The organism is Prevotella communis (genome assembly GCF_022024175.1).
Classification (GTDB): Bacteria; Bacteroidota; Bacteroidia; order Bacteroidales; family Bacteroidaceae; genus Prevotella; species Prevotella communis.
Map to the genome: position 1 here is coordinate 1,899,749 of NZ_CP091794.1, position 20,853 is coordinate 1,920,601.

Below are 20,853 nucleotides of genomic sequence, written 5' to 3' on the forward strand. Positions count from 1 at the left end.
GAAAATGACAAGAACACATATAATTGCCAAGTAGAATTTACAGAAAGTGAATAAATTGAAGCACATAACCAACTGGACCGTATGGAGCCTGATGGCTCTCTATGGTTTAATTTTTGTGCTCATTCACCTTCCTTTCATCCAACATTTCCTGGGTCAGCAGATAGCAGATATCCTGTCGGAAAAGATTGGTACCAACGTGAAGATTGAGCGCGTCGAACTGGGATTCCCCAATCGTGTAATATTGGACGACGTGCTGATTCTCGACCAGCAGCAGGAAGAGATGCTGCGTGTAGGACGCCTCACGGCAAAGATTGAGTTCATGCCCCTGACCTATGGACGTATCTCCATCTCGTCAGCCCAAGTTTTCGGTACGCACGCGAACCTTTATAAAACAGATTCGCTGGCGACACCCAACTTTCAGTTCGTTCTCGACTCACTGGCCTCTAAGGACAATGATGAGCCCAGCAATATCAACCTGCGCATCAACTCACTCATCATCCGTCACTCCAGTATCGCGTACAACCAGAGAGACGTGCCTCTGACGCCTCAGGTCTTCAATCCCCGTCACCTGAAGGTCAGCGATATCAGCGCTCATATCATCTTGAAAGAGTTTCAGTCCGACTCGCTCAATGCCAACATCAAGCGACTGACCTTCAAGGAGCAGTCGGGCCTGAAGATCAACCGTCTGTCACTTGCCGTGGAGGCCAATGACCATCAGGCCGAACTCAAGGATTTCCGTTTGCAGATGCCACATTCCGCGGTAACTATCGATGCCATTCATGCCACCTACGACAAGGAACATATCGCAGAAACCATCCAATACGAGACCGTGGTGAATGCATCTGCCTTGACACCAGCAGACATCACCTGTCTGTTGCCGGCGCTCAAGGAATTCCCCCAGACATTCTCCATCCACACGTCATTGAAGGGCATTGGCAGCAACTTCGAGTGTTCCAACCTGACCGTCACCACCAGCGACAAGTCGTTTGAGCTTCAGGGAAATGGTTTTATGCGCAACAATACATGGGCATTCTCTACGCCCGGCCTCCATATCTCACAGGCATTCATCAGCCAATGCAAACAGGCCTTTGACGGGCTGCCCGATGAACTGACGCGTCTTGGCGATATCCATCTGGATGGAAATGTCAGCAAGGACGATGCCGGCACCATCCGTACGAATGCCGACATCCGTTCTGACGTCGGTAATATCGTTCTCGCATTCTCCATGAATAAAGACGAGCAGTTCGACGGTCATCTGGATACTGAGTCCGTCCTGTTGGGCAAGATTCTCGACAACGACGAACTGGGTACGCTTGCCACCAATATCAGTATCAGAGGCTGTAAGGACAGTTTCACGGCCGAAGGCAATATCCCGCTGATAGAATACAAGAGCTATCCCTACCATAATATAAACATAAACGGTACGTATCATCATGGAGATATCGCCGGTTCGCTGAAGGTGGACGATCCCAATGTCCTTGCCGACCTCACGGGCGAACTGCGCAAGGGCAACCGGTATGCCGTCAGACTGGAGGGCTTCATCAAGGACCTGCGTCCCCAGTCGCTCAACCTCTCCGACGAATGGGGCAACACCCGCTTCTCTGCCTGTATCAATGCCGACTTCATCGCCAACAACCTGAATGACGCAGAGGGCAGTTTAACCCTCAGCGATTTCGAGATGCAGGCCGACGACTCCATCGGCAGCTATTATTTCATGAAAAACCTGGAGGTGATGACAGGCTATGATGACCATCTGCATTTCGTGAATGTGAAGGGCGACATGGGCGAGGCTGATATCAAGGGTGATTTCGACTGGAACACCCTACCCCAGAGTTTCATCAACTATATCGCTTCTAAGATGCCCACGCTGCCAAACCTGCCCAAGGCGACGCAGCCTACGAACAATAACTTCACGGTGGAACTCACGATGACGGATACTGACTGGATGCAGAAACTGCTGAACGTACCCCTCAGCATCGAGCGTCCGCTGACGCTGACAGCCTCTGTCGACGATAAGCATAAGCAGTTGGATGTAGAGGGACAACTGCCTATGTTCACCTATAACGGTAATCGTTATATGAACTCCACCATCAGCATCTCTACCAAGGCCGACACCATGAACTATCAGGCGAACCTCACCAAGGTGATGGCGGAGGAAGAGTACATGGATATCGACCTCAATGGTTCGGCGGCCGACAACCATATCTTTGCCTCGCTCCATTGGAACAAGGCCAACCTGCTGGAACCTGTCAACTCCACCAGCGGTACCATCAATACCATTACCGAACTCTATGCCAACGAGCAGGGAAAGGCCGAAGCACATATCCGTGTGCTCCCCTCTGTGATGACGGTACGCGAGAAGCCCTGGAATCTCGAGCCCTGCGACATCTTCTATTCAGCCAAGCACCTCGTGGTGGATCATTTCACGATCAACCATGAGCGCCAGCACCTGATTATCGATGGTGTTGCCTCTGAGTCGCCTGCCGATGCCATCACCATCGACCTCAAGGAACTGGATGTGGCATACATCCTCGACCTGGTGGATTTCGATGCCGTGAGCTTCGATGGTCTGGCCACGGGTACCGCTACCCTCTCTCAGGTCTTTGACGATATCGAGGGCAGCACCGACCTCACCGTCGATCAGTTCCGCTTCCAGTCGGGCCGCATGGGCACGCTGGTTGCCAACGCCAGATGGAATAAGGCCGGGAAACAGATTGACATCGACGCCATTGCCGACAACGGGGCAAAGTCAAAGACCTTCATCAACGGCTATATCTCACCCGTCAGGGAGGATATCAACCTGAATATCCAGGCAGCAGGTACCAGTATCGAGTTCTGCCAGTCCTTCACATCTTCCTTCCTGCACGATGTCAGCGGCAATGCCTATGGTAACGTGGTGCTCTACGGTCCCCTCTCGGAACTCAACCTGACTGGCGACCTCATCGTTGACGGAAAGGCCACCGTGACAGCTCTGAACACCACATACACGCTTCAGAAAGATACTGTCCGACTGATTCCCAACCGCATCCTGCTGAACCAGTGCACCATAGCCGACAAAGAGGGACATCAGGGCACGCTGAATGGCAGCATCAACCACGACCATTTCTCCGACTTCACCTTCGACGTGGATATCACGGCCGAGAACCTGCTGGCCTACGACTTCGACGATTTCAATGGCGGCATCGTCTGCGGTACGGTCTATGCCACGGGTACTGCCGACCTCCACGGACGTCCCGGCGAGGTCGTAATCAACTGTACCGTAACCCCCGAGGCCAAGTCGGTCTTTGCCTACAATGCCACCAACCCCGACGCCATCAGCCAACAGGAGTTTATCACCTGGGTGGATCATTCCGGCATACGTTCTCGTCATAGCGAGGACACCGAGGAGGATCTTGCTTCGTCCACGAATATCTATATCAACTTCAATATCAACGCCACGCCCCAGGGTACGCTCCGCATCCTGATGGACTCCAAGACCAACGACTACGTCACGCTCCATGGCAGTGGCGGCATCCGTGCGTCGTTCTACAACAAAGGTCCGTTCCATATGTTTGGTACCTATACCGTTGAGAGTGGAACCTATGGCATCACCATCCAGAATATCATCAAGAAGAACTTCACCTTCCAGAATGGTGGCACCATCATCTTTGGAGGAGATCCGCTGCATGCCAATCTGAACCTGCAGGCACAGTATACGGTGAATGGTGTGTCGCTGTCCGACCTGAACCTCGGCACTTCCTTTGCCAGCAATACCGTCCGTGTGAACTGTCTGATGAATATCCAGGGTACGCCTGAGTCGCCACATGTTGACTTCGACTTCGAACTGCCCAATGTGAATGCGGAGGAAAACCAGATGATCCGCTCTGTCATTGCCAGCGAACAGGAGATGAACCAGCAGGTGCTCTATCTCCTCGGTATCGGCCGTTTCTACACGCAGGGCACCAATAACTCACAGACGCAGGAATACGGACAGACCCAACTGGCCATGCAGTCTTTCCTCTCGGGTACCGTGTCTGCCCAGATCAACGAGGTGCTGTCGCAGGTCATCAAGTCGCGCGACTGGAACTTTGGTGCGAATATCTCTACGGGTGACGAGGGATGGCATAATGCCGAGTACGAGGGTATTGTCAGCGGACGCATGCTCAATAACCGCCTGCTCATCAACGGCCAGTTCGGCTATCGCGACAACGCCACTCAGACCACCACCTCTTTCATTGGCGACTTCGATATCCAGTATCTGCTGAACCCTAATGGCAATCTGGCATTAAAAGTATATAATCAGACCAACGACCGTTATTTCACCCGTTCTTCCCTGAATACGCAGGGTGTGGGTCTGATTATGAAGAAGGACTTCAACGGCATCGGAGAGCTCTTCAACTGGAGGAAGATGAAGAAGGAGTAAGGAGTTAAGACGATAGTTTTAGTTGTTAAGACGAATGACTCTGACGCCTGTGTGTGCCGGATGTTTTGAGAGGTATTTGCGGAATGTCATGGGCTCCTCCACCACTCGATGATGTATCTGCGACGCATTCAGCAGATGCAGTCCATCCTTTCTCCACACGGCAAATCCCAGATGCGCTATATCCAGTCCGGCTTTCGATGTGGTGATAGCCAGGATATCACCATCGTGAATCACGGAGCGAAGCAGTTTGCTATTGCGTATCTCCGACTTCGGGATAAAGCGAAACTTCTGGCCGGTCAACAGTTTCTCCTGTCCGGCAATCACAGACACATACTGTGGATGGGCCTTCAGCGCCTTGTACGACTGCGGATGCCTGCTCATATAGTTCACGCTAACCGTCTGTACCGACGTAAAGGGTGCTTTCTTCTGCTGTATCTCGCTGACAATGCCCTTCCTGCTGTTGTCTATAATCCAGTCCGTGAAATAATGCAGACGTGAGGGATAGCCGTCGATGACGCCCCCGCGGTAACGGATTCGCTGCAGCACCTCACGGAAATCGGCAAAGCTCATTTTCTTCTGCTCATGACAGAGCGTCAGCGCCACCACATTCTCCACCAGCGTGGTGCAGTCCAGCTCACGGGTATTCACCACCAGCTGTTCCTCGTCGTTCACCTCCAGCGTATGCGCTATATAGGGCCTGCCCATCAACAGGCGGGCGAAATGCAGTGTCCCTGCCCCACTCGGCGCCTGTCGCAACGCCCGCTCTATGAAGATGCTGTCCGTTTCCTTCTGCGCATAGGTGCCGACACCCGTCAGCACCAGCAGCATGATTACCACACTCAGTCTGTGTCTCATTTCTTCTCCCTGTATTTCTTCTTCAAGCCAAAATTGATTCCCACATACAGATTAGCCGAGCCAAACGTATTATTCGTTGAGAATTGCGACAAGCTATAATTATAGGTATGCATCACCACACTGCAGCCTGCATACCATTTCATGTTGTTATATACCAGCGCAAAACGTCCGATACCGTCGAGGTTCAGGTTCTGGATACTGAAGCTCCTACTTTTCTTGTCGCTCATCTCACCCGTGCTGCGCTTATGCGAGGCGGCAAGTTGGATGCTGCCACCCAGCAGCCAGTTGCGTGCAAACACCCAGTTGTAGGCATAGCCGCCCGACAGGCTGAAATCCACGTATTTGATATTCCTGAACTGCAAAGCGCTGTCCAGTTCCACGCGCTTCGCACCCATTTTCTCGTCGATGACCGACTGCAGCAGCTCATAGTCGAGATCAAACGAGTTCTGGGTATAGCCAAAGCCGGCCAACCACGAACCGCAACTGATTTTCTGTATCGTGCTCTGTGAGAAAGCTGCTGGATATGAGAACTTTCCGTGATTAAAGATATAGTAAAAGTTGAAACCCGTGATGTCCGTGGTAAACCCATCGAACGACACGTTGTTGAGTGCCGAGTAGTCCTGCTGATGCCCCAGGTTCACGTCGCGCAACTTAAAGTCGCGTGCCGTGCGGTGGTAGAACAGGTCCAGTCCTATCTGCGAACTGTACACGCTCAGGTCAAACCCACTCTTATGACTGTTCACCGACAGGTTTTCCAGCGACAGCGTATAGCCCAGAAACACCCATCGCCATCCGGCATACGGACCTAGGCGCACCTCCGAGTCAGGCGAGAAGGAAATCGACTGCCTGTTGTCGCCCGCCGAGCGGAGTGTATAGTAATCGTAGTTGCGCGTACCCTGAAGCATCGCCGCATAGACATAATGCTGAGGTTCTATGTAGCGCTCGTCCACCTTGTCGAACCCGCGGATGATGCGGCGAATCAGTCCCAGTTTCCGGGGCGCACTCTTCACCACGGTGTCTGTCTTCACGGAATCCAGCACCACAGGGATCGTCTCCTGCGCACAGGCAGGAGCCGTCATCATCATCATCAGTCCTAAAACGAGTTTTTTCAAAGTATACTGTTATCCTTATTATATAATATGCCTTAATATTTCCCGAGGATGCGGTCCATCACCCAGTTAATGGATGTTGCCGACACGCTCGTTGCCGTACAGATGCCGCGTCCCAGCAGATGTTCACACACATTCTTGATCAGCGGATACTGCACATACTGCGGATTGGGCACCTCAATGCGCTGCGTGCCATCACTGGTGTGCACCTCTATAGGCGAATAGTTGAACACCGAGAAACTCAGCGACCCCTGGTTGCCAATAATCAGTATGCGGTCGTTACGAGCCGACTCATGTCCTACGAAGCACCACGAGCCACTGCCCGGCAGTCCGTTCTCAAACTGAAACACGGCGCTCACCGAGTCCTCTGCCTCATACAGGCCGCCACGATTCGCACAGATGCCTCGCGCCTCCAGTATTATGCCAAACATATCCTGCAACAGGTCTATCTGGTGTGGAGCCAGGTCGTAGAAATAGCCACCACCCGAAATGTCGGCCTTCAGTCGCCAGGGCAGGTTCTCCGGATGGGCATAGTCCAGCGGACGAGGCGGCCATGAGAATCGTATCTGTACGTTAATCACGTCGCCTATCGTACCCTGCTCCACCAGCTGCTTCACCTTCTGGAAATACGGCAGATTACGTCTGTAGTAAGCCACAAAGCACGGAACGCCCGTCTGTTCCGACACACGGTTCACGCGGATACAGTCCTCATAGTTCGAGGCCAGCGGTTTCTCTACATAAACAGGTTTGCCTGCCCTCATTGCCATGATGGCGTATGTAGCATGACTGGATGGCGGTGTGGCCACATAGATGGCATTCACATCGGGATCGTCAATCAGTTCCTGAGCATCCGTGTACCAACGCGGCACCCCGTGACGCTCGGCATACGAACGGGCTTTCTGCTCCGTGCGGCTCATCACAGCCACCACTGTGGAATCCTCCACCTCTGCGAAGGCCGGACCGCTTTTCAGTTCGCAGACCTCGCCACAGCCAATAAATCCCCACCTTAGTTTCTTCATAGGAATGTAAATTTTCTGCAAAGGTACAAATTAATTCATAATTCTTAATTCTTAATTCATAATTATTTCGTACCTTTGCAACAATTTTTGATACAAAGACATGAAAACGAAGGAAGATTTAATGTTTCAGAAGACGCGTAGCATTGCTTCCATCTTCTATGATGCATATCAACTTTATACCGAGAACTTCAAACAGTTGTTCCGTGCATCCTGGCCTATAGCCATCATCTATGCACTGGTTTTCGCATTGGCCACATACCTGTTCATTAGTGACCTTCTGCCTATTGTCGTAACCCTGCCCGCATTCTCTGCAACCAATTGGGGGGCCGTATTGATGGCCTCCTGCCTGACGCTGGCAGCCCAACTGCTCTTTGTGCTGGCAGCCTTGCTCCTGGCATCAACGGCTTTCTGGGCATGCAGAGAGCATAAGACCACGGGCACCGTTCCCCGTCCGGCTCATTGGTGGGGCGTATGGCCAGGACTGTGGTATGTCAAGCTGCTATGGAAGTCGGTCTGCTTTCTGTTCCGTCCCGGTTTGCGTCATTTCGGCACCCTCTTCGCCACCTTCTTCATAACCCTGCTGTTCACCGCCGTGCTCACGCTCTTCTGTGAACTGCCGGCTATCATTATTGGCATTGCCAATATCAAGGCTTATGCAGGTGCTGCCGCAGGCGACCCTCTGGGCATGCCCGACTATATGGGTAAGCTCACCTTCGCCGCTTTCGTCATCGCAGGCTTCATCCAGGCATACGTTCACCTCATCACGGTGTTCCCCTTCTATTATGCCTATGGAAGCATCGATACGCTGGAAAAAGAAAGAAAACGTATTAAGTTATGAAACGCATACTCTTTATTGACCGTGACGGCACGCTCGTAGAAGAGCCTCACGACGAGCAAGTTGACGCGCTCGAGAAAATCAAGTTCAAGCCGGGTGTCTTCCGCTGGTTGGCATTCCTTCGTGAAAAAACCGACTTCCGCTTTGTGATGGTCAGCAATCAGGACGGACTGGGCACCAGTTCTTTCCCTGAGGACACGTTCTGGCCAGCCCACAACTTCATCCTTGAGGCGCTCAAGGGCGAAGGCATCGAGTTCGACGACATCCTCGTTGACAACCATTTCCCTGAGGACAATGCTCCTACGCGCAAGCCCAATACCGGACTGGTAGAGAAATACATGAACGATCCCGAGTACGACATCGCCAACAGCTACGTCATCGGTGACCGTGAGACCGATGCCCGCTTTGCTCAGAATATCGGCTGTAAGTCACTCATCCTCAGCGACACCCTCTCATGGAAGCAGGTAGCCGAACAGATCTTTGACGGCGAACGCACCGCTGAGGTCGTACGCACCACAAAGGAGACCGATATCCACGTGCGCCTCACCCTCGACGGCACAGGCAAGGCCGATATCCAGACCGGACTGGGTTTCTTTGACCACATGCTTGAACAGATAGCACGCCACGGGCAGATGGACCTGCTCATTCATACCAAGGGCGACCTCCACGTTGACGAGCACCACACCATCGAGGATACTGCCCTTGCCCTGGGTCAGTGCATCAACAAGGCGCTGGGCTCCAAGCGCGGCATCGAGCGCTACGGTTTCTCCCTGCCTATGGACGACTGTCATGCCCATGTGACGCTCGATTTCAGCGGACGTCCCTGGCTCATCTGGAAGACAGAGTTCCATCGCGAACGTGTAGGCGACGTGCCCACAGAGATGTTCTTCCATTTCTTCAAGAGCCTCTCTGACGCTGCCCTCATGAACCTCTACATCGAGGCCGATGGCGACAATGAGCATCATAAGGCAGAAGCCATCTTCAAAGCCCTGGCCCGTGCTCTCCGTGCAGCCGTACGCCGCGACATAGACCACTATCAGTTGCCCTCCACCAAGGGCACGCTGTAAATAATTGAGAGAAAAGATAAAAAAATGATGTGCGAAAGCAAATTTTCAATCATCAATTCTCAATTTTCAATTATTATTAGTAATTTTGCAACCAGTTTAATTTGTAATTTATAATATTGTAAGAAAATGACAATCAACGAATTCAACTTTGCCGGTAAGAAGGCAATCGTACGTGTAGATTTCAACGTACCCCTCGATGAGAATGGTAAGATCACAGACGACACCCGTATCCGCGGTGCCCTGCCTACCCTGAAGAAGATTCTGGCTGATGGTGGTGCTGTCATCATCATGAGCCACATGGGTAAGCCCAAAGGAAAGGTTGACATGAAGAAGAGTCTGGGTCAGATCCGCGAGGCTGTAGAGAAGGCTCTGGGTGTTCCCGTTGCTTTCGCTCCCGACTGCGCTAAGGCTGCTGATGCTGCCAAGGCTCTGAAGATGGGCGAGGCTCTGCTGCTCGAGAACCTGCGTTTCTATCCAGAGGAAGAGGGTAAGCCCGTAGGTATCGACAAGGAAGATCCAAAATACGACGAGGCTAAGAAGGCTATGAAGGCCAGCCAGAAGGAGTTCGCTAAGACCCTCGCTTCTTACGCTGACTGCTACGTGATGGATGCCTTCGGTACAGCTCACCGCAAGCACGCTTCTACCGCTGTTATCGCTGACTACTTCGACGCTAACAACAAGATGCTGGGTCTGCTGATGGAGAAGGAGGTTCAGGCTGTTGACGCCGTTCTCTCTAACATCAAGCGTCCTTTCGTTGCCATCATGGGTGGTTCTAAGGTATCTTCTAAGATTGGTATCATCGAGAACCTGCTTGGCAAGGTTGACAAGCTCATCCTCTGCGGTGGTATGACCTACACCTTCGCTAAGGCTCACAACGGCGAGATTGGTGACTCTATCGTTGAGCTCGACAAGCTGGATGTTGCTCTGGGTGTTGAGGAGCTCGCTAAGAAGAACGGCGTAGAGCTCGTTCTGGGCAGCGACTGCACAGCTACCAACGGTCTCGACTTCGGCACTATGACTGTGAAGGAAGGCGCAGAAATCATCACCTGCCCTGCCAACAAGGTTCCCGCTGGTTTCGAGGGTGTTGATGCAGGTCCTGAGAGCCAGAAGGCATTTGCAGAGGCTATCAAGGGTGCTAAGACTATTCTGTGGAACGGTCCTGCCGGTGTATTCGAGTGCGACGCCTTCACCGCTGGTTCACGTGCTATCGGTGACGCTATCGCCGAGGCTACAAAGAATGGTGCTTTCTCTCTGATTGGTGGTGGCGACTCTGTAGCTTGTGTCAACAAGTTCGGTCTCGCTGACCAGGTATCTTACATCTCTACTGGTGGTGGTGCTCTTCTCGAGGCCATCGAGGGTAAGGTGCTTCCCGGTGTAGCAGCTATCAAGGGTGAATAATAATCATCGACATATCAAAAAAATGCGGGCGTGAAGATTTTCACGCCCGTTTTTTTTACCAATCTAATTATCACACATCAATATGTCAGTTACCTGTCCCGTGGCACGCTCGTCCCGTGGCACGCTCTATCAGTGGCCATAAATTGGAAGTCAACACCATACCTCATACAAAAGGAGGTGGCCATCCCATCTAAAGAGGTACACCCTGGATATTCCCTAACAAGGTAGAAGTGATTAGAGCGCTTACTGTAACAGCTGCAGGTGAATGTTTGCGCATTCTGTGTCATTACCATTCTCCATGCTTGTTGGACTTCTCCTTTTAGCTACCTTTATGCCCTTTACTTTTTTTTCCTTTGCAAATTGAGCACGCCCCGCGCTAAGAAAGCCGAAGCTGAGTCTCAGGCATTAGCTCAGGTTGCTGAACAAAAAGGATTGATAGCCTTCCTGTAAGGGGGGGGGCTATCATATAGCCATTAATAAAATCCTATAGATAATTTGAACAAAAATATAACTTGTTTACAGAAAAAACAAGTTTTCCCAAAAATATTCTACATTATCTATATATCTTATAATCTTTTTTATTATATTTGCAGCAGGAAAATGATAATCTAAAACTTAAAATTATGAGAAAACTACTAGTAAATTATCTGAGTGTACTATTGTTTTTAGTACTTGCTTTAACTTCTTGTTCTGTTCCCCAATATTTAAGTGGACCTGAATTAAAATACCCCACTATTGATAACAAATGTTCCTTTGGCATTCAGAATATGGATGAAAATGCAAAAATAGAGAACGAAAAACTAACTTGTCACTACAATGGATTCGACATTAAGTATGATATATTGTACGACTATAAAACAACGCTGACTATTGTCAATAGTTCTAATAAAAGTATGATCATCGACAAATCAAAATGCTTTGTCTTATATGATGGGTATTCAACTCAGCTTTTCAAAGATGTACGTTCATCAAGAAGTACAACTTTTAATAACGTCCAGGATGCTATTAATAATGTACAAACTAATGAAGCAAGTGTAACAATGACCATACCACCCTATTCAAAATGGGAGTTACCGCTTAATGAAACAAATATTAGACAAATCCGCAAGCTTCCACCTTTCAATACAGATTATGGTGTACATCCATTGACACCATATGACAATCCTGAGACTGTAGAATTTGTTATACCATATTCTTTCGACTATTCTATGGCTAAATGGAGTACAAGTAGAAATCGAATATACGTCAATTCAATTGAAGTCACTAAAGGTGAATTCCCACATTATATTCAAAGTGAAATAAGGCATTGGGATGAGAACTCGAATCAATACATAGTTAGAAGGTCAATAGGAGAACCTGATTATACAGAAGCAAATAGGATAGACAGATTAAACAGAGCAATATACAAGAAGCACAAATCGCAAGTGATAACTGGAAATCTTATAGCTACTCCATTTACATTGGGAGTTTCTCTATTATATGTTTTATTTGGAGGATGTATAAATGTTTCACACCAACCACCTACATATGGAAATGGACAATAGTATAGTAAGATAAATCATTTTTGTCTCTAGTTTTCTGAATAAAAAAGGAGAGTGAAGGATTAGGGACTGGTCTGTCACCTCATTTCATATGGTTTCTTTCACTCAAATAAAAAGCTGGCCACACATGACCAGCTTTTATTGTATCTTGATGTATCGTTTTTCCGTTGAATGGCAGTTACCAGTCCCCCGTCAACCTCTAGGAAGTGACAAATATTCTTACTAATCTTCAATAGTTGCAAGATATTCGGTTGCGGTCATTACAGGAAGTTTTGAGGCAGTAAAATCCTTTCCGTTGCGTGTTATGATGACGTCAGCTTTGGCTTTGATAGCTGTGTAATATTGCATAGCATCTTCAAAATCCTTGAACTGCGAAGCCAACGAGTCATCAACTGTTCGTTCGTTAGTCGTTGCAACACGTGAAAGCTGGCGGAAATTCGACAACAGATTGCGAACGCCTTCTGGACCATTTTTACGAAGTAAGAAGGAGGCGGTCGAATATGTCATTGGTGATACAATGAGCTGTACCTTCTTATTATAAGCCATAGTGAACAAACGTACAGCATCGTGACAAAACGGCTCACGACGCTCCAACACGTCTACTACAATATTAGTATCTAAAAAAAGACGTGTCATTTGTACTTCTCCTCCAAGAATTTGTAATACGCTTCACGAGCGTTCAAATCATCTTCGGCAACTTTTTCTCCAGCTCCCAGCAAGCTCTGCACTACATCAGGAACGGCCTGCTCTGTAGTGTTTTTGCTGGCTCCAACAAAACGCATCAGAAAATTCTCAATAACAGAGGTGATGTTCAGTCCCTGTTGTTGAGCATAGTTTGAAGCCTGCTGATAAAGTTGTGAATTAATAGCTACTTCCATAACTGCAATTATTTGAATCCGCTGCAAAGATACGATTTATTTTTTATATAACTATGCAAAAGACAGAAAATGTTATTTCCAAATCAATATTTAATACATCAGCCCTCTTCCATCTTCCATCTTACATCAGCCCTCAGCCATAGTCTAGCCATACTCCAGGCTTACCCTAGCCATACTCTAGCCATACTCTAGCCATACTCTAGCCTGCTTCGTGAGTGCTCCACGGAGCAGCCTAGGAGCAGCCTAGGAGCAGAGTGATTGCTGCCTAAGAGCTGGCTAGGAGCTGATTTAGGTTGTCAGTTTTCTATCTCACGACTAGAATCTGTTGACAGGTTAATATGACATCAGACTTCAGACATCAGACATCTTCCATCGGAGCGAGACACTCACCCGTCCCCTTCTGTTCTCCAATTTTCATCTTACGTGCCATCTTGTAAGCATCATCCAATATGGCATCTCTGATTTTATCGAAGACCTTACCTGGCAGGTCCACTAATTCACCCGTGAAGTGCCCATCGGCAATAAAGTCGCCACTCTCCTTAATCTGTTTATCTGACAAGTTTACATACGCAACAAAAGTGTCAACATAATCCTCGCCTGAAAGGAAATCGTAATCAAAAGGAATTTTGTGTGTCATAATTGTATAGTTTTAAGCATTAAGTTATACGTTATTATTAGTTTCTGCTTGCAAAGATAACAAATTTTTGTTCAGTCAAAGCGAACGGAAGTCATTTTTTATTCCATTGGCTTAATCATCGACTCGATAAAGGCGATTTCTTTATCAGTCAGACCATACTTGGCATAGAGTTCCGCATCCGTCCAAGATTTACTAAAGTCTTGAATAGGGACAAACCGAAATTTCTCCGCAGAAATATCTTGTGTAGAAATTAACTGCAACATTAAAAATCTTACAAATCGAGTTTTTAGATAAGATAAATAATTCTTCGCCTCTTCCAATGTTTCAAAAACGCCACCAACCAAATAGCTTTGCGTACATATCTCTTTGGGTTTCAACACATTCATCGTTGAAAACACTCTATAGCGACCTGACTTATCAGGTGTTCCTGCGTGTTCACATGTTGCTTTTGAGAAAATCACTTTATATTTATCTATCCATTGAGAATTACGTTTTACGTCCTCATATCGTACAAAGCTTATGCCACCGCTCGAATACAATGATAGAGCATTCCTAAATTTCTCGCTTTTCCCTCTATATGTAGTTACAAAGCCAAATGGAGTCTGAGAACTAATAAAATCTTTAATGGAATCTTCATCTAGTTTCGATATCTTTTTAATAATATTAAGGGCAGAATTACGCCTAATAAACATCGGATATTCATTAAGTTTTCTATCCTCAAAAGTAGTTTCGCCCTTATGTGTGAACCCATATCGACATAATCCATGATAGTCTTTAGCCCACAAAATATAATTGATACCACCAGCAATATCTGCTGTAGGAAATATTTCTTTAGCATCTAAGAAATCTCTTATATATTTTATTCTATCATCATTAAGCATATTTGATCTAAATTCATCAAGTCCCCTTCCTCCATTAAACCATTTTGAAGGGAAAACCATAGAGACATATTTAGGACCCATGCTTTGAGCAAGTTTTACAAATTCCTGGAAAATCTGAATGCCATAATTCTCCTTTTTCTCTCCTACGTTAATCTGATATGGGGGGTTACCAACTATTGCGTCAAATTTCATTTCTAACAGAATCTTTATATATGTTTCTTTATTTTCTCCGATTAAATCGTATGAATTAAATTTGCTGAAAATATTCTTTATTGGAATATTTAGTAGCTCAAATACTTTACGTGTAAATTCATATGTTAGATTGGAGGTGGGAACTGCATAGATATTATCTCTTATCTCATCTCCAAATCTTTTATATAGTGCACAGGCAAATTCTCCTTGTTTTGATGCAATATCTAAGAATTTGCTATTCTTGTCCAACTTCTCCTTTGGAAGTAATGCGACCATATCATCAGCAACATTAGATGGAGTTACAACTTCAGAACTAGATAGTCGGCCAAATTTTTGAAGCGCCCGCTCCACTCTTTCTACAGGAGTGTAGGTCTCGTCCGAAAGCAAGTCGTTTATGTTATTAATCTTGTAATCGAGGTTGCTCAAAATAAATGGATTAATACGCTTTTGGATATAGCATAGTTTCTTAAAACTAAGACCTACGTTTTGGGCTATACGTTTGTTGTCGTTGTTGCTCTTAATCGCGTCAATAATTTGTTGCAACGTCTTTACCTTATCCTTTGTCAGTAACGCAAAGAACAATATTCTCGCAAAGAATGAAGCAAGACGCTTATCGCGCATTTCGTCTTCAGACGATCCAGCATCAACAAGTTGTGAACTTGTTATTCCATCATCAGGAAGATTCGCATATGAGTTTTGATCATCAGATTCATCTTCCGGTTCCGTATAATCATCTCCTTCTCCACTATAAGGTTTAATGTTGAGACCGTTTTTGTTATCAATCGGCTCCAGATCCTTGATATATTCCCATAGATTAGGGTCATTAAGGATTTCGCAATCTGTAGGAACAGTAGTGGCTTCCTCCATTACGGTCTTGTTTGCCGAATAATTACGTACAGCATCTATTATATCTGTAGGAGAAACCTCTGTTATTTTCCCTTTGTTGACAACAATAATAGGAGAAATCTCTATTTCACGTCCTAAACGCTCTTCTAATTCATCATTACCACGCTCATTGGTGTTGACATTGTAAATCATCGACTTCTGCTCTTGCATAAAGAACAGTCTATCTGGATCAAAATCAACAAGCAAAGTCTGTGGTTTCATGTTATATTTGATAGAGTCACCACTATCGTCCTTGTATTTCTTTACATATTGATTTTGCAATCGGAATATGGCTTGGTCATATTCCTGAGGTGAAGATACATCTTTCAAAAACAACATGGTATCCCATTCCCTAACAGTACTGCCTGTCAGCATCCTATTGACTGTCAACGAGATTGATTTTCTACCATCTTGTTCTATTGACGAAATCTTTGCTTTAATAGCATCAGTTGTTGTATATGAGTTCTCCAAACCAGAGATGTTCACGATCTCATATTCATTGAGATTGATATATTCATCTTTATGGTCTTTCAGCAACTGCTCCATTGCATCACATGACGCACAGAATGGCATTACAAAGACCATGTGCCGACACATTTTTCCCTCCTTGAGTTTTTCATAATTGAGGAAACCTAATAGATTTTCATCTTCTGCGCTTCCGTCAATGACACTTAACAATTCTTTGACCTCTTTTTCATGAACGAAGAATTTGTGTGTGGAACTAACAGTATCTTTTGTAATGGATTGTGGTCGGAAAAGTTCGTTGAGCTGTGCTGATTTGCCTTCTTTCTTTAGATTCTCAATCAATTGTCTAGACGATTCGTTTGGATTGAAAGCAAAACGAACCATTTGAGGGAATCCATAATAAGGATTAGACCATTCCTTATAATCATCTTCATTTATGTGGTCATGGTCATATTGTTCTTTATCATCAATAATATCAGAAAACTGATAAAAGGCTATGATGTCTTCCGGTTTGAACTCACTCCCCATTAGAATACGGTATGGGGTGCCAGAAAGATGTAGTGAGGTATCAACGTTGAGTTCTTTAATTCTTGAAAGCCCCTGCTCCAATTCATCAAAAGTATTATCTTCGGATTTCTCTAATTCTTTTTTTACCTGTGCGTCTGTTAGTTGTTTTGCAGTTCTCAGAATCTTACCATATTCCTCAGCACGAGCACCAAAATGAGTTTCATCAACTATAAGTAAATCTATATTATTTTTGAAAAGTTCCTGATGCTTCTCTTTGATGTTATCTCCCATCAAATCCTGTAATGTCAGGAAGATAACCACACATCTGTTAGAACTTAATATATCTTTTATAGCGTGGGGCGAACCATGTAATGCTTCACTTTCAAGGAAATCATATTTTTCAAAGTAAATATGACTTTCTACAGTTTTCTTCCATTCATTACGTACATCAGCTTTTGCAGAAACGACAAGGACGATTTTGGCATCCATTTCTTTTGCACAACACATCGAAGTAAATGATTTACCAAAACGCATTACCGCATACATCAGTAAATGTTTGTGACCTGCTTTACGTGCTTCTATAAAATTACTTATAGTTTCCTTTTGGTTTGGTCTAGGTTCATAAGACTCGGTTCGAGCATAATGAGTTTCTTCTGGCAATCGATCCTCTGAATAAAACTGATAGTTACGAGTTTCGTCTATTCTCTTTGCATATGTTTCAATATCAAGAATAGCCTTATCAACATCCTCAGGCCTTGCATTTTCAAAGAATTCACGCGAATAATAAGGAAGATTATCTATATCTGTCTTCTGAAGACGATGGAATCCACGTATAAATTCTAAATAATAATGTATGGCAAAGTCACGGAAATACTTTCCATTTTCTGTCTTTGCCAACCATTCCCAAGCTGATTCGTGTACAAGATTGGGAAAAACCTCTTTCCACTCATCCAATCTTATATTAACTGGACGATATGTGTCACCAACCTTCAAATAATTGGGAACTGTATTTGTCGTAAATGCGTAGATATGAGGTTCAACTCTACCAACAATAATTCTGTCTAATATTTCCTCTCCTCTTTCCATTATTTTAGGCTTTTATAAGGTCAATAAATCGGATTTTCTTCTTGTTCGGCCAGTCACGAATCAAACAATACGTACCATTATGTCTACGCAGGTCGTCCTGCTGACAACCTGTACAATTTACCGTATGTTCTTCTTCGCCAAATAAAGTCTGGATTTTCTCAGTTACCCCATTCTTGCAACTATCAGGCACAACGCCTTTCAGTCCGTCCATCTGCCATAGGTTCCATGAGATGATATAGGCAATGTATTTAATAGACTTAAGAAGTGGTTTTTTACCAAACTTTTCATTATAGTATTCTATGAAACTCCACAATAAAGCCTCACGAGCCAGCAAAAGATTGTCGCCCTGCCATTCATAGCCATAGGTATTCATATAGGCTATTTGTGCCCAATCGAGCCAATCGCCACTTGTTTCAGTATTCTCTGATACAACTCGCAGTTTCCTGTCAAGCAAACCGATCCGTTGTTTCAAGGGGATTAATTCTCCTGTAGTAGTATCATAACGGCTGGCTAAGTAAGGAGCCTCGCCGCAAGTCATCTCCATGCGTGTTGCCCTTACATAATCTTTCCATGTTTTACCCTCAGGGAATTCAATCTTTTTTGTCGTTGATTTCCAAGTATGATTCTCGCCGTTTTCTACATTGAAGACATCCTTTCTGCCAAACCAAGCTTCATCCACCAAATTATTCTGGGCATTACAAACCCATGAAGGTGTAAAAACCTCAGCCATTCCCTTGGCTCTATCAGTCTGATTTTCTTTAGATTTAAGTACACGAGGTCGGATTACCATCCCATGCTCACCCGTAATTAGTTCAGGCAATATCTGGGCATGATAATCATATTCACTCCCAAGCGCCTCATAGTCATGAGTAGCCCAGAAGATATTACGTCCTGTGGTATGATCACGCAGTAGCGTTGCCAACACTTCCGGCGACATATCAGACAGGTCATCCTCCCTAATATCAACACAGGGAAGATTACTTTCTTTTTTTGGCATTCTTTGCGCTTATAGCTTAAGGCAAAAGCACTTATCGGATTCTTTGGGTCTAATATCTCAAGACCTCCATGTACGAAAGAAGCGTGTCCGCTCCTTATCGAACATAGAGGCCCTGAGATTGCCCAGTAGAAAGATAAGTGACGTCCACGCTATAAGCGCAGACATTCACAATTATCAGTCATCTACTTTTTTTAGAAATTTCTCAGGTTTCTATGTTCACCGAATAACTGCTAATGCTGTTATTATTTTACCCTCAAAAATCATACCGGCACCTCCTCTGAGGCTTCGCGCCGATACTTGCTTGCAAAGATAGTAAAAAAAATGCAATCTGGTTTCCATTTTAGAGAAAAAATGACTGAGCCAATGACAAATGACAATAATGACAATTAAAAAATAGAAATACATCCTCCTTTTAAATATTATATAACTTATTGATATATAATTAGTTATATATAAAATTAAAGAAAAGTACTCTCTCGAAAACAAACTGTCATAACTGTCATTTGTCATTGAAGACAAACAAAAAGCAATTAGAATTCATCTAAAAAGCTTATAATCAACAAGATACGACATAACAACAAACAAGGCTCCCGATATGCCTAACCTCTAAAAGGCACAAATCATCTCAGTTTTCCGCCCTAAAAGGCACAAAAACCAGGCAAAAACTACACTTTTCGATGAGGAAACATGCGTTTGCGGCAAAAATGAGTGAGGATGATAGGGGATTGGCCTGCCATCTCTAATCCTCCTGTTCGTAGTAGTAAGAATAATCGATGCTCTTCATGAAGATTTCGCGATCGTCAATACGGTCCGTCATAGCCTGTTTCAGCAGTTCTCGGATTCTTGTACTGTCCATTTGGCTTGCGATCATAGCATCGAGATAGTCTTTCTTATCTATCTTGCTCCAGTCCACACACATCTTCAGCTGCTTCTTGAAAATCAAGTCAAGCCAAATGCGTGTAGAGCGACCATTACCTTCCATAAAAGGATGGGCCACATTCATCTCCACATACTTATCTACAATCTCATCGAAAGTAGTCTCTGGCATCTGCTCTATAGTTTTCAAATTATCATGCAGATACTCAGCCAAACAGAAAATGGTATTACCTTTAGAAATGGTCTTGGTGCGGATTTTGCCAGCAAAATCATAGAGGCCACCAAAGAGATAAGCATGAATCTGCTGTAGTGCTTTGACAGTACCAGGTTTCAACGTTTCCAATAGGCCACTCTCAACAAGGGTATATGCTTTTTTCTTGCTCTGTCCGTCAATGGTGTTGTCGCTATATAAAAACCAGTCGAGGAAAGCACTTGCACGATTATTAGGATAGTGCTTTGCTAATGTCTTTACGCAGTCTGCATCCAGCGCATCAGCGGCACGTTGTTTGCCATCTGGTGCCTCAAATTTGAGGTGGTTAGTGACACTAACCAGTTGAATGCCCTCCTTTGAGAACTTGCCTTTCAGGTACTTCCAATAGTTACGACATTTCTTATAGTCCTCCTCATCATTGATAGCACGCACAATGTCAGTAGCCGAGAACCACCACTTAGAGTTTTCTTCGTCCCAAACGGCTCGCACTTCTCTATCGTTGAAAAAGCGTATAGACTTCTTACTCATTCTTGGTCTTTAGTGTTTATGTGATGCAAAAATACAAATATAATTTGTAAAGACAAAGGAATACATCGAAAATAAATGGCTTAGTAAGGAAAAATGACGAGGAAAGGAATATCAATATAAATGGCCCTTCTATTTCAATTTCAGTTATTTCAATTAAAAAATGGGGGTGTATATTTTCCTTAAATAACATATAACTAATTAATATTTAAATAGTTATACATAATATAGAAGAAAAGTGCACCCCTCAGAAACAAACTGAAATAATTGAAATTGAAACGCCATGCAGCAATCAATCCATCTAAAGAGCAGAATATCAACAACTTACGTTTCCCAATTCTCCTCTCTCCCGAGATTCCAATCCTCTAAAAGGCACAAATTGTCTCAGTTTTCCGCCCTAAAAGGCACAAAAACCATGCAAAAACCGCATTTTTCGATGAGGAAACATGCGTTTGCGGCAAAAATGATTGACGAGAAAAATGCGTAA

General features: G+C 45.3%; 14 protein-coding genes. 5 read left to right on the top strand and 9 right to left on the bottom strand.

What is annotated here, in order from left to right:
* Window positions 1-46: 46 nt before the first annotated feature.
* On the top strand, window positions 47-4,402 hold the full coding sequence (locus tag L6466_RS07840; RefSeq protein ID WP_237803273.1) for a translocation/assembly module TamB domain-containing protein: 4,356 nt from the start codon (window positions 47-49) through the stop codon (window positions 4,400-4,402).
* An 18-nt stretch (window positions 4,403-4,420) separates the two neighbouring features.
* On the opposite strand, the gene L6466_RS07845 is transcribed toward L6466_RS07840, so the two are convergent.
* From L6466_RS07845 to L6466_RS07855, 3 genes are read right to left on the bottom strand one after another with little or no spacing between them, the layout of a single operon-like run.
* The gene (locus L6466_RS07845; protein ID WP_237803272.1) at window positions 4,421-5,257 is read right to left on the bottom strand and encodes an N-acetylmuramoyl-L-alanine amidase-like domain-containing protein; all 837 of its coding nucleotides are present in this window, start codon (window positions 5,255-5,257) and stop codon (window positions 4,421-4,423) included.
* Window positions 5,254-6,369, bottom strand: coding sequence for a DUF4421 domain-containing protein (locus L6466_RS07850; protein WP_237803270.1), 1,116 nt, complete (start codon window positions 6,367-6,369; stop codon window positions 5,254-5,256). The genes L6466_RS07845 and L6466_RS07850 overlap by 4 nt, the downstream gene beginning before the upstream one ends.
* Before the next feature lie 32 nt (window positions 6,370-6,401).
* Window positions 6,402-7,385, bottom strand: a complete 984-nt coding sequence (locus L6466_RS07855; RefSeq protein ID WP_237803269.1) for a Gfo/Idh/MocA family protein — start codon at window positions 7,383-7,385, stop codon at window positions 6,402-6,404.
* Window positions 7,386-7,485: 100 nt separating this feature from the next.
* On the opposite strand from L6466_RS07855, the gene L6466_RS07860 reads away from it, so the two are divergent.
* From L6466_RS07860 to L6466_RS07875, 4 genes are all read left to right on the top strand, one after another.
* The gene (locus L6466_RS07860; RefSeq protein ID WP_237803268.1) at window positions 7,486-8,223 is read left to right on the top strand and encodes a hypothetical protein; all 738 of its coding nucleotides are present in this window, start codon (window positions 7,486-7,488) and stop codon (window positions 8,221-8,223) included.
* Window positions 8,220-9,287 carry a bifunctional histidinol-phosphatase/imidazoleglycerol-phosphate dehydratase HisB gene (hisB, locus tag L6466_RS07865; protein WP_237803267.1) on the top strand — a complete coding sequence of 356 codons (1,068 nt, stop codon included), beginning with the start codon at window positions 8,220-8,222 and terminating at the stop codon, window positions 9,285-9,287. The genes L6466_RS07860 and hisB overlap by 4 nt, the downstream gene beginning before the upstream one ends.
* A gap of 126 nt (window positions 9,288-9,413) precedes the next feature.
* Complete coding sequence (locus tag L6466_RS07870) at window positions 9,414-10,685, top strand: phosphoglycerate kinase (RefSeq protein WP_091819218.1); 1,272 nt, start codon at window positions 9,414-9,416, stop codon at window positions 10,683-10,685.
* Window positions 10,686-11,308: 623 nt separating this feature from the next.
* Window positions 11,309-12,229 (top strand): hypothetical protein, encoded by a 921-nt coding sequence (locus L6466_RS07875; RefSeq protein WP_237803266.1) that lies wholly within the window; start codon window positions 11,309-11,311, stop codon window positions 12,227-12,229.
* A 219-nt stretch (window positions 12,230-12,448) separates the two neighbouring features.
* Here L6466_RS07875 and L6466_RS07880 read toward each other — a convergent pair whose 3' ends face one another.
* From L6466_RS07880 to fic, 6 genes are all read right to left on the bottom strand, one after another.
* On the bottom strand, window positions 12,449-12,862 hold the full coding sequence (locus L6466_RS07880; protein WP_091851839.1) for a PIN domain-containing protein: 414 nt from the start codon (window positions 12,860-12,862) through the stop codon (window positions 12,449-12,451).
* Window positions 12,859-13,104 (bottom strand): DUF6364 family protein, encoded by a 246-nt coding sequence (locus L6466_RS07885; protein ID WP_091851843.1) that lies wholly within the window; start codon window positions 13,102-13,104, stop codon window positions 12,859-12,861. The genes L6466_RS07880 and L6466_RS07885 overlap by 4 nt, the downstream gene beginning before the upstream one ends.
* A 358-nt stretch (window positions 13,105-13,462) precedes the next feature.
* Complete coding sequence (locus L6466_RS07890; protein ID WP_237803265.1) at window positions 13,463-13,741, bottom strand: hypothetical protein; 279 nt, start codon at window positions 13,739-13,741, stop codon at window positions 13,463-13,465.
* Window positions 13,742-13,839: 98 nt separating this feature from the next.
* Window positions 13,840-17,757, bottom strand: a complete 3,918-nt coding sequence (locus L6466_RS07895; RefSeq protein WP_237803264.1) for an Eco57I restriction-modification methylase domain-containing protein — start codon at window positions 17,755-17,757, stop codon at window positions 13,840-13,842.
* 4 nt (window positions 17,758-17,761) lie between these two features.
* A complete protein-coding gene (locus L6466_RS07900; protein ID WP_237803263.1) occupies window positions 17,762-18,754 on the bottom strand; it encodes a restriction endonuclease subunit M in 993 nt (330 codons plus the stop codon).
* Window positions 18,755-19,493: 739 nt separating this feature from the next.
* Window positions 19,494-20,369 (bottom strand): protein adenylyltransferase Fic, encoded by an 876-nt coding sequence (gene fic, locus L6466_RS07905; RefSeq protein ID WP_091851865.1) that lies wholly within the window; start codon window positions 20,367-20,369, stop codon window positions 19,494-19,496.
* Window positions 20,370-20,853 lie beyond the last annotated feature (484 nt).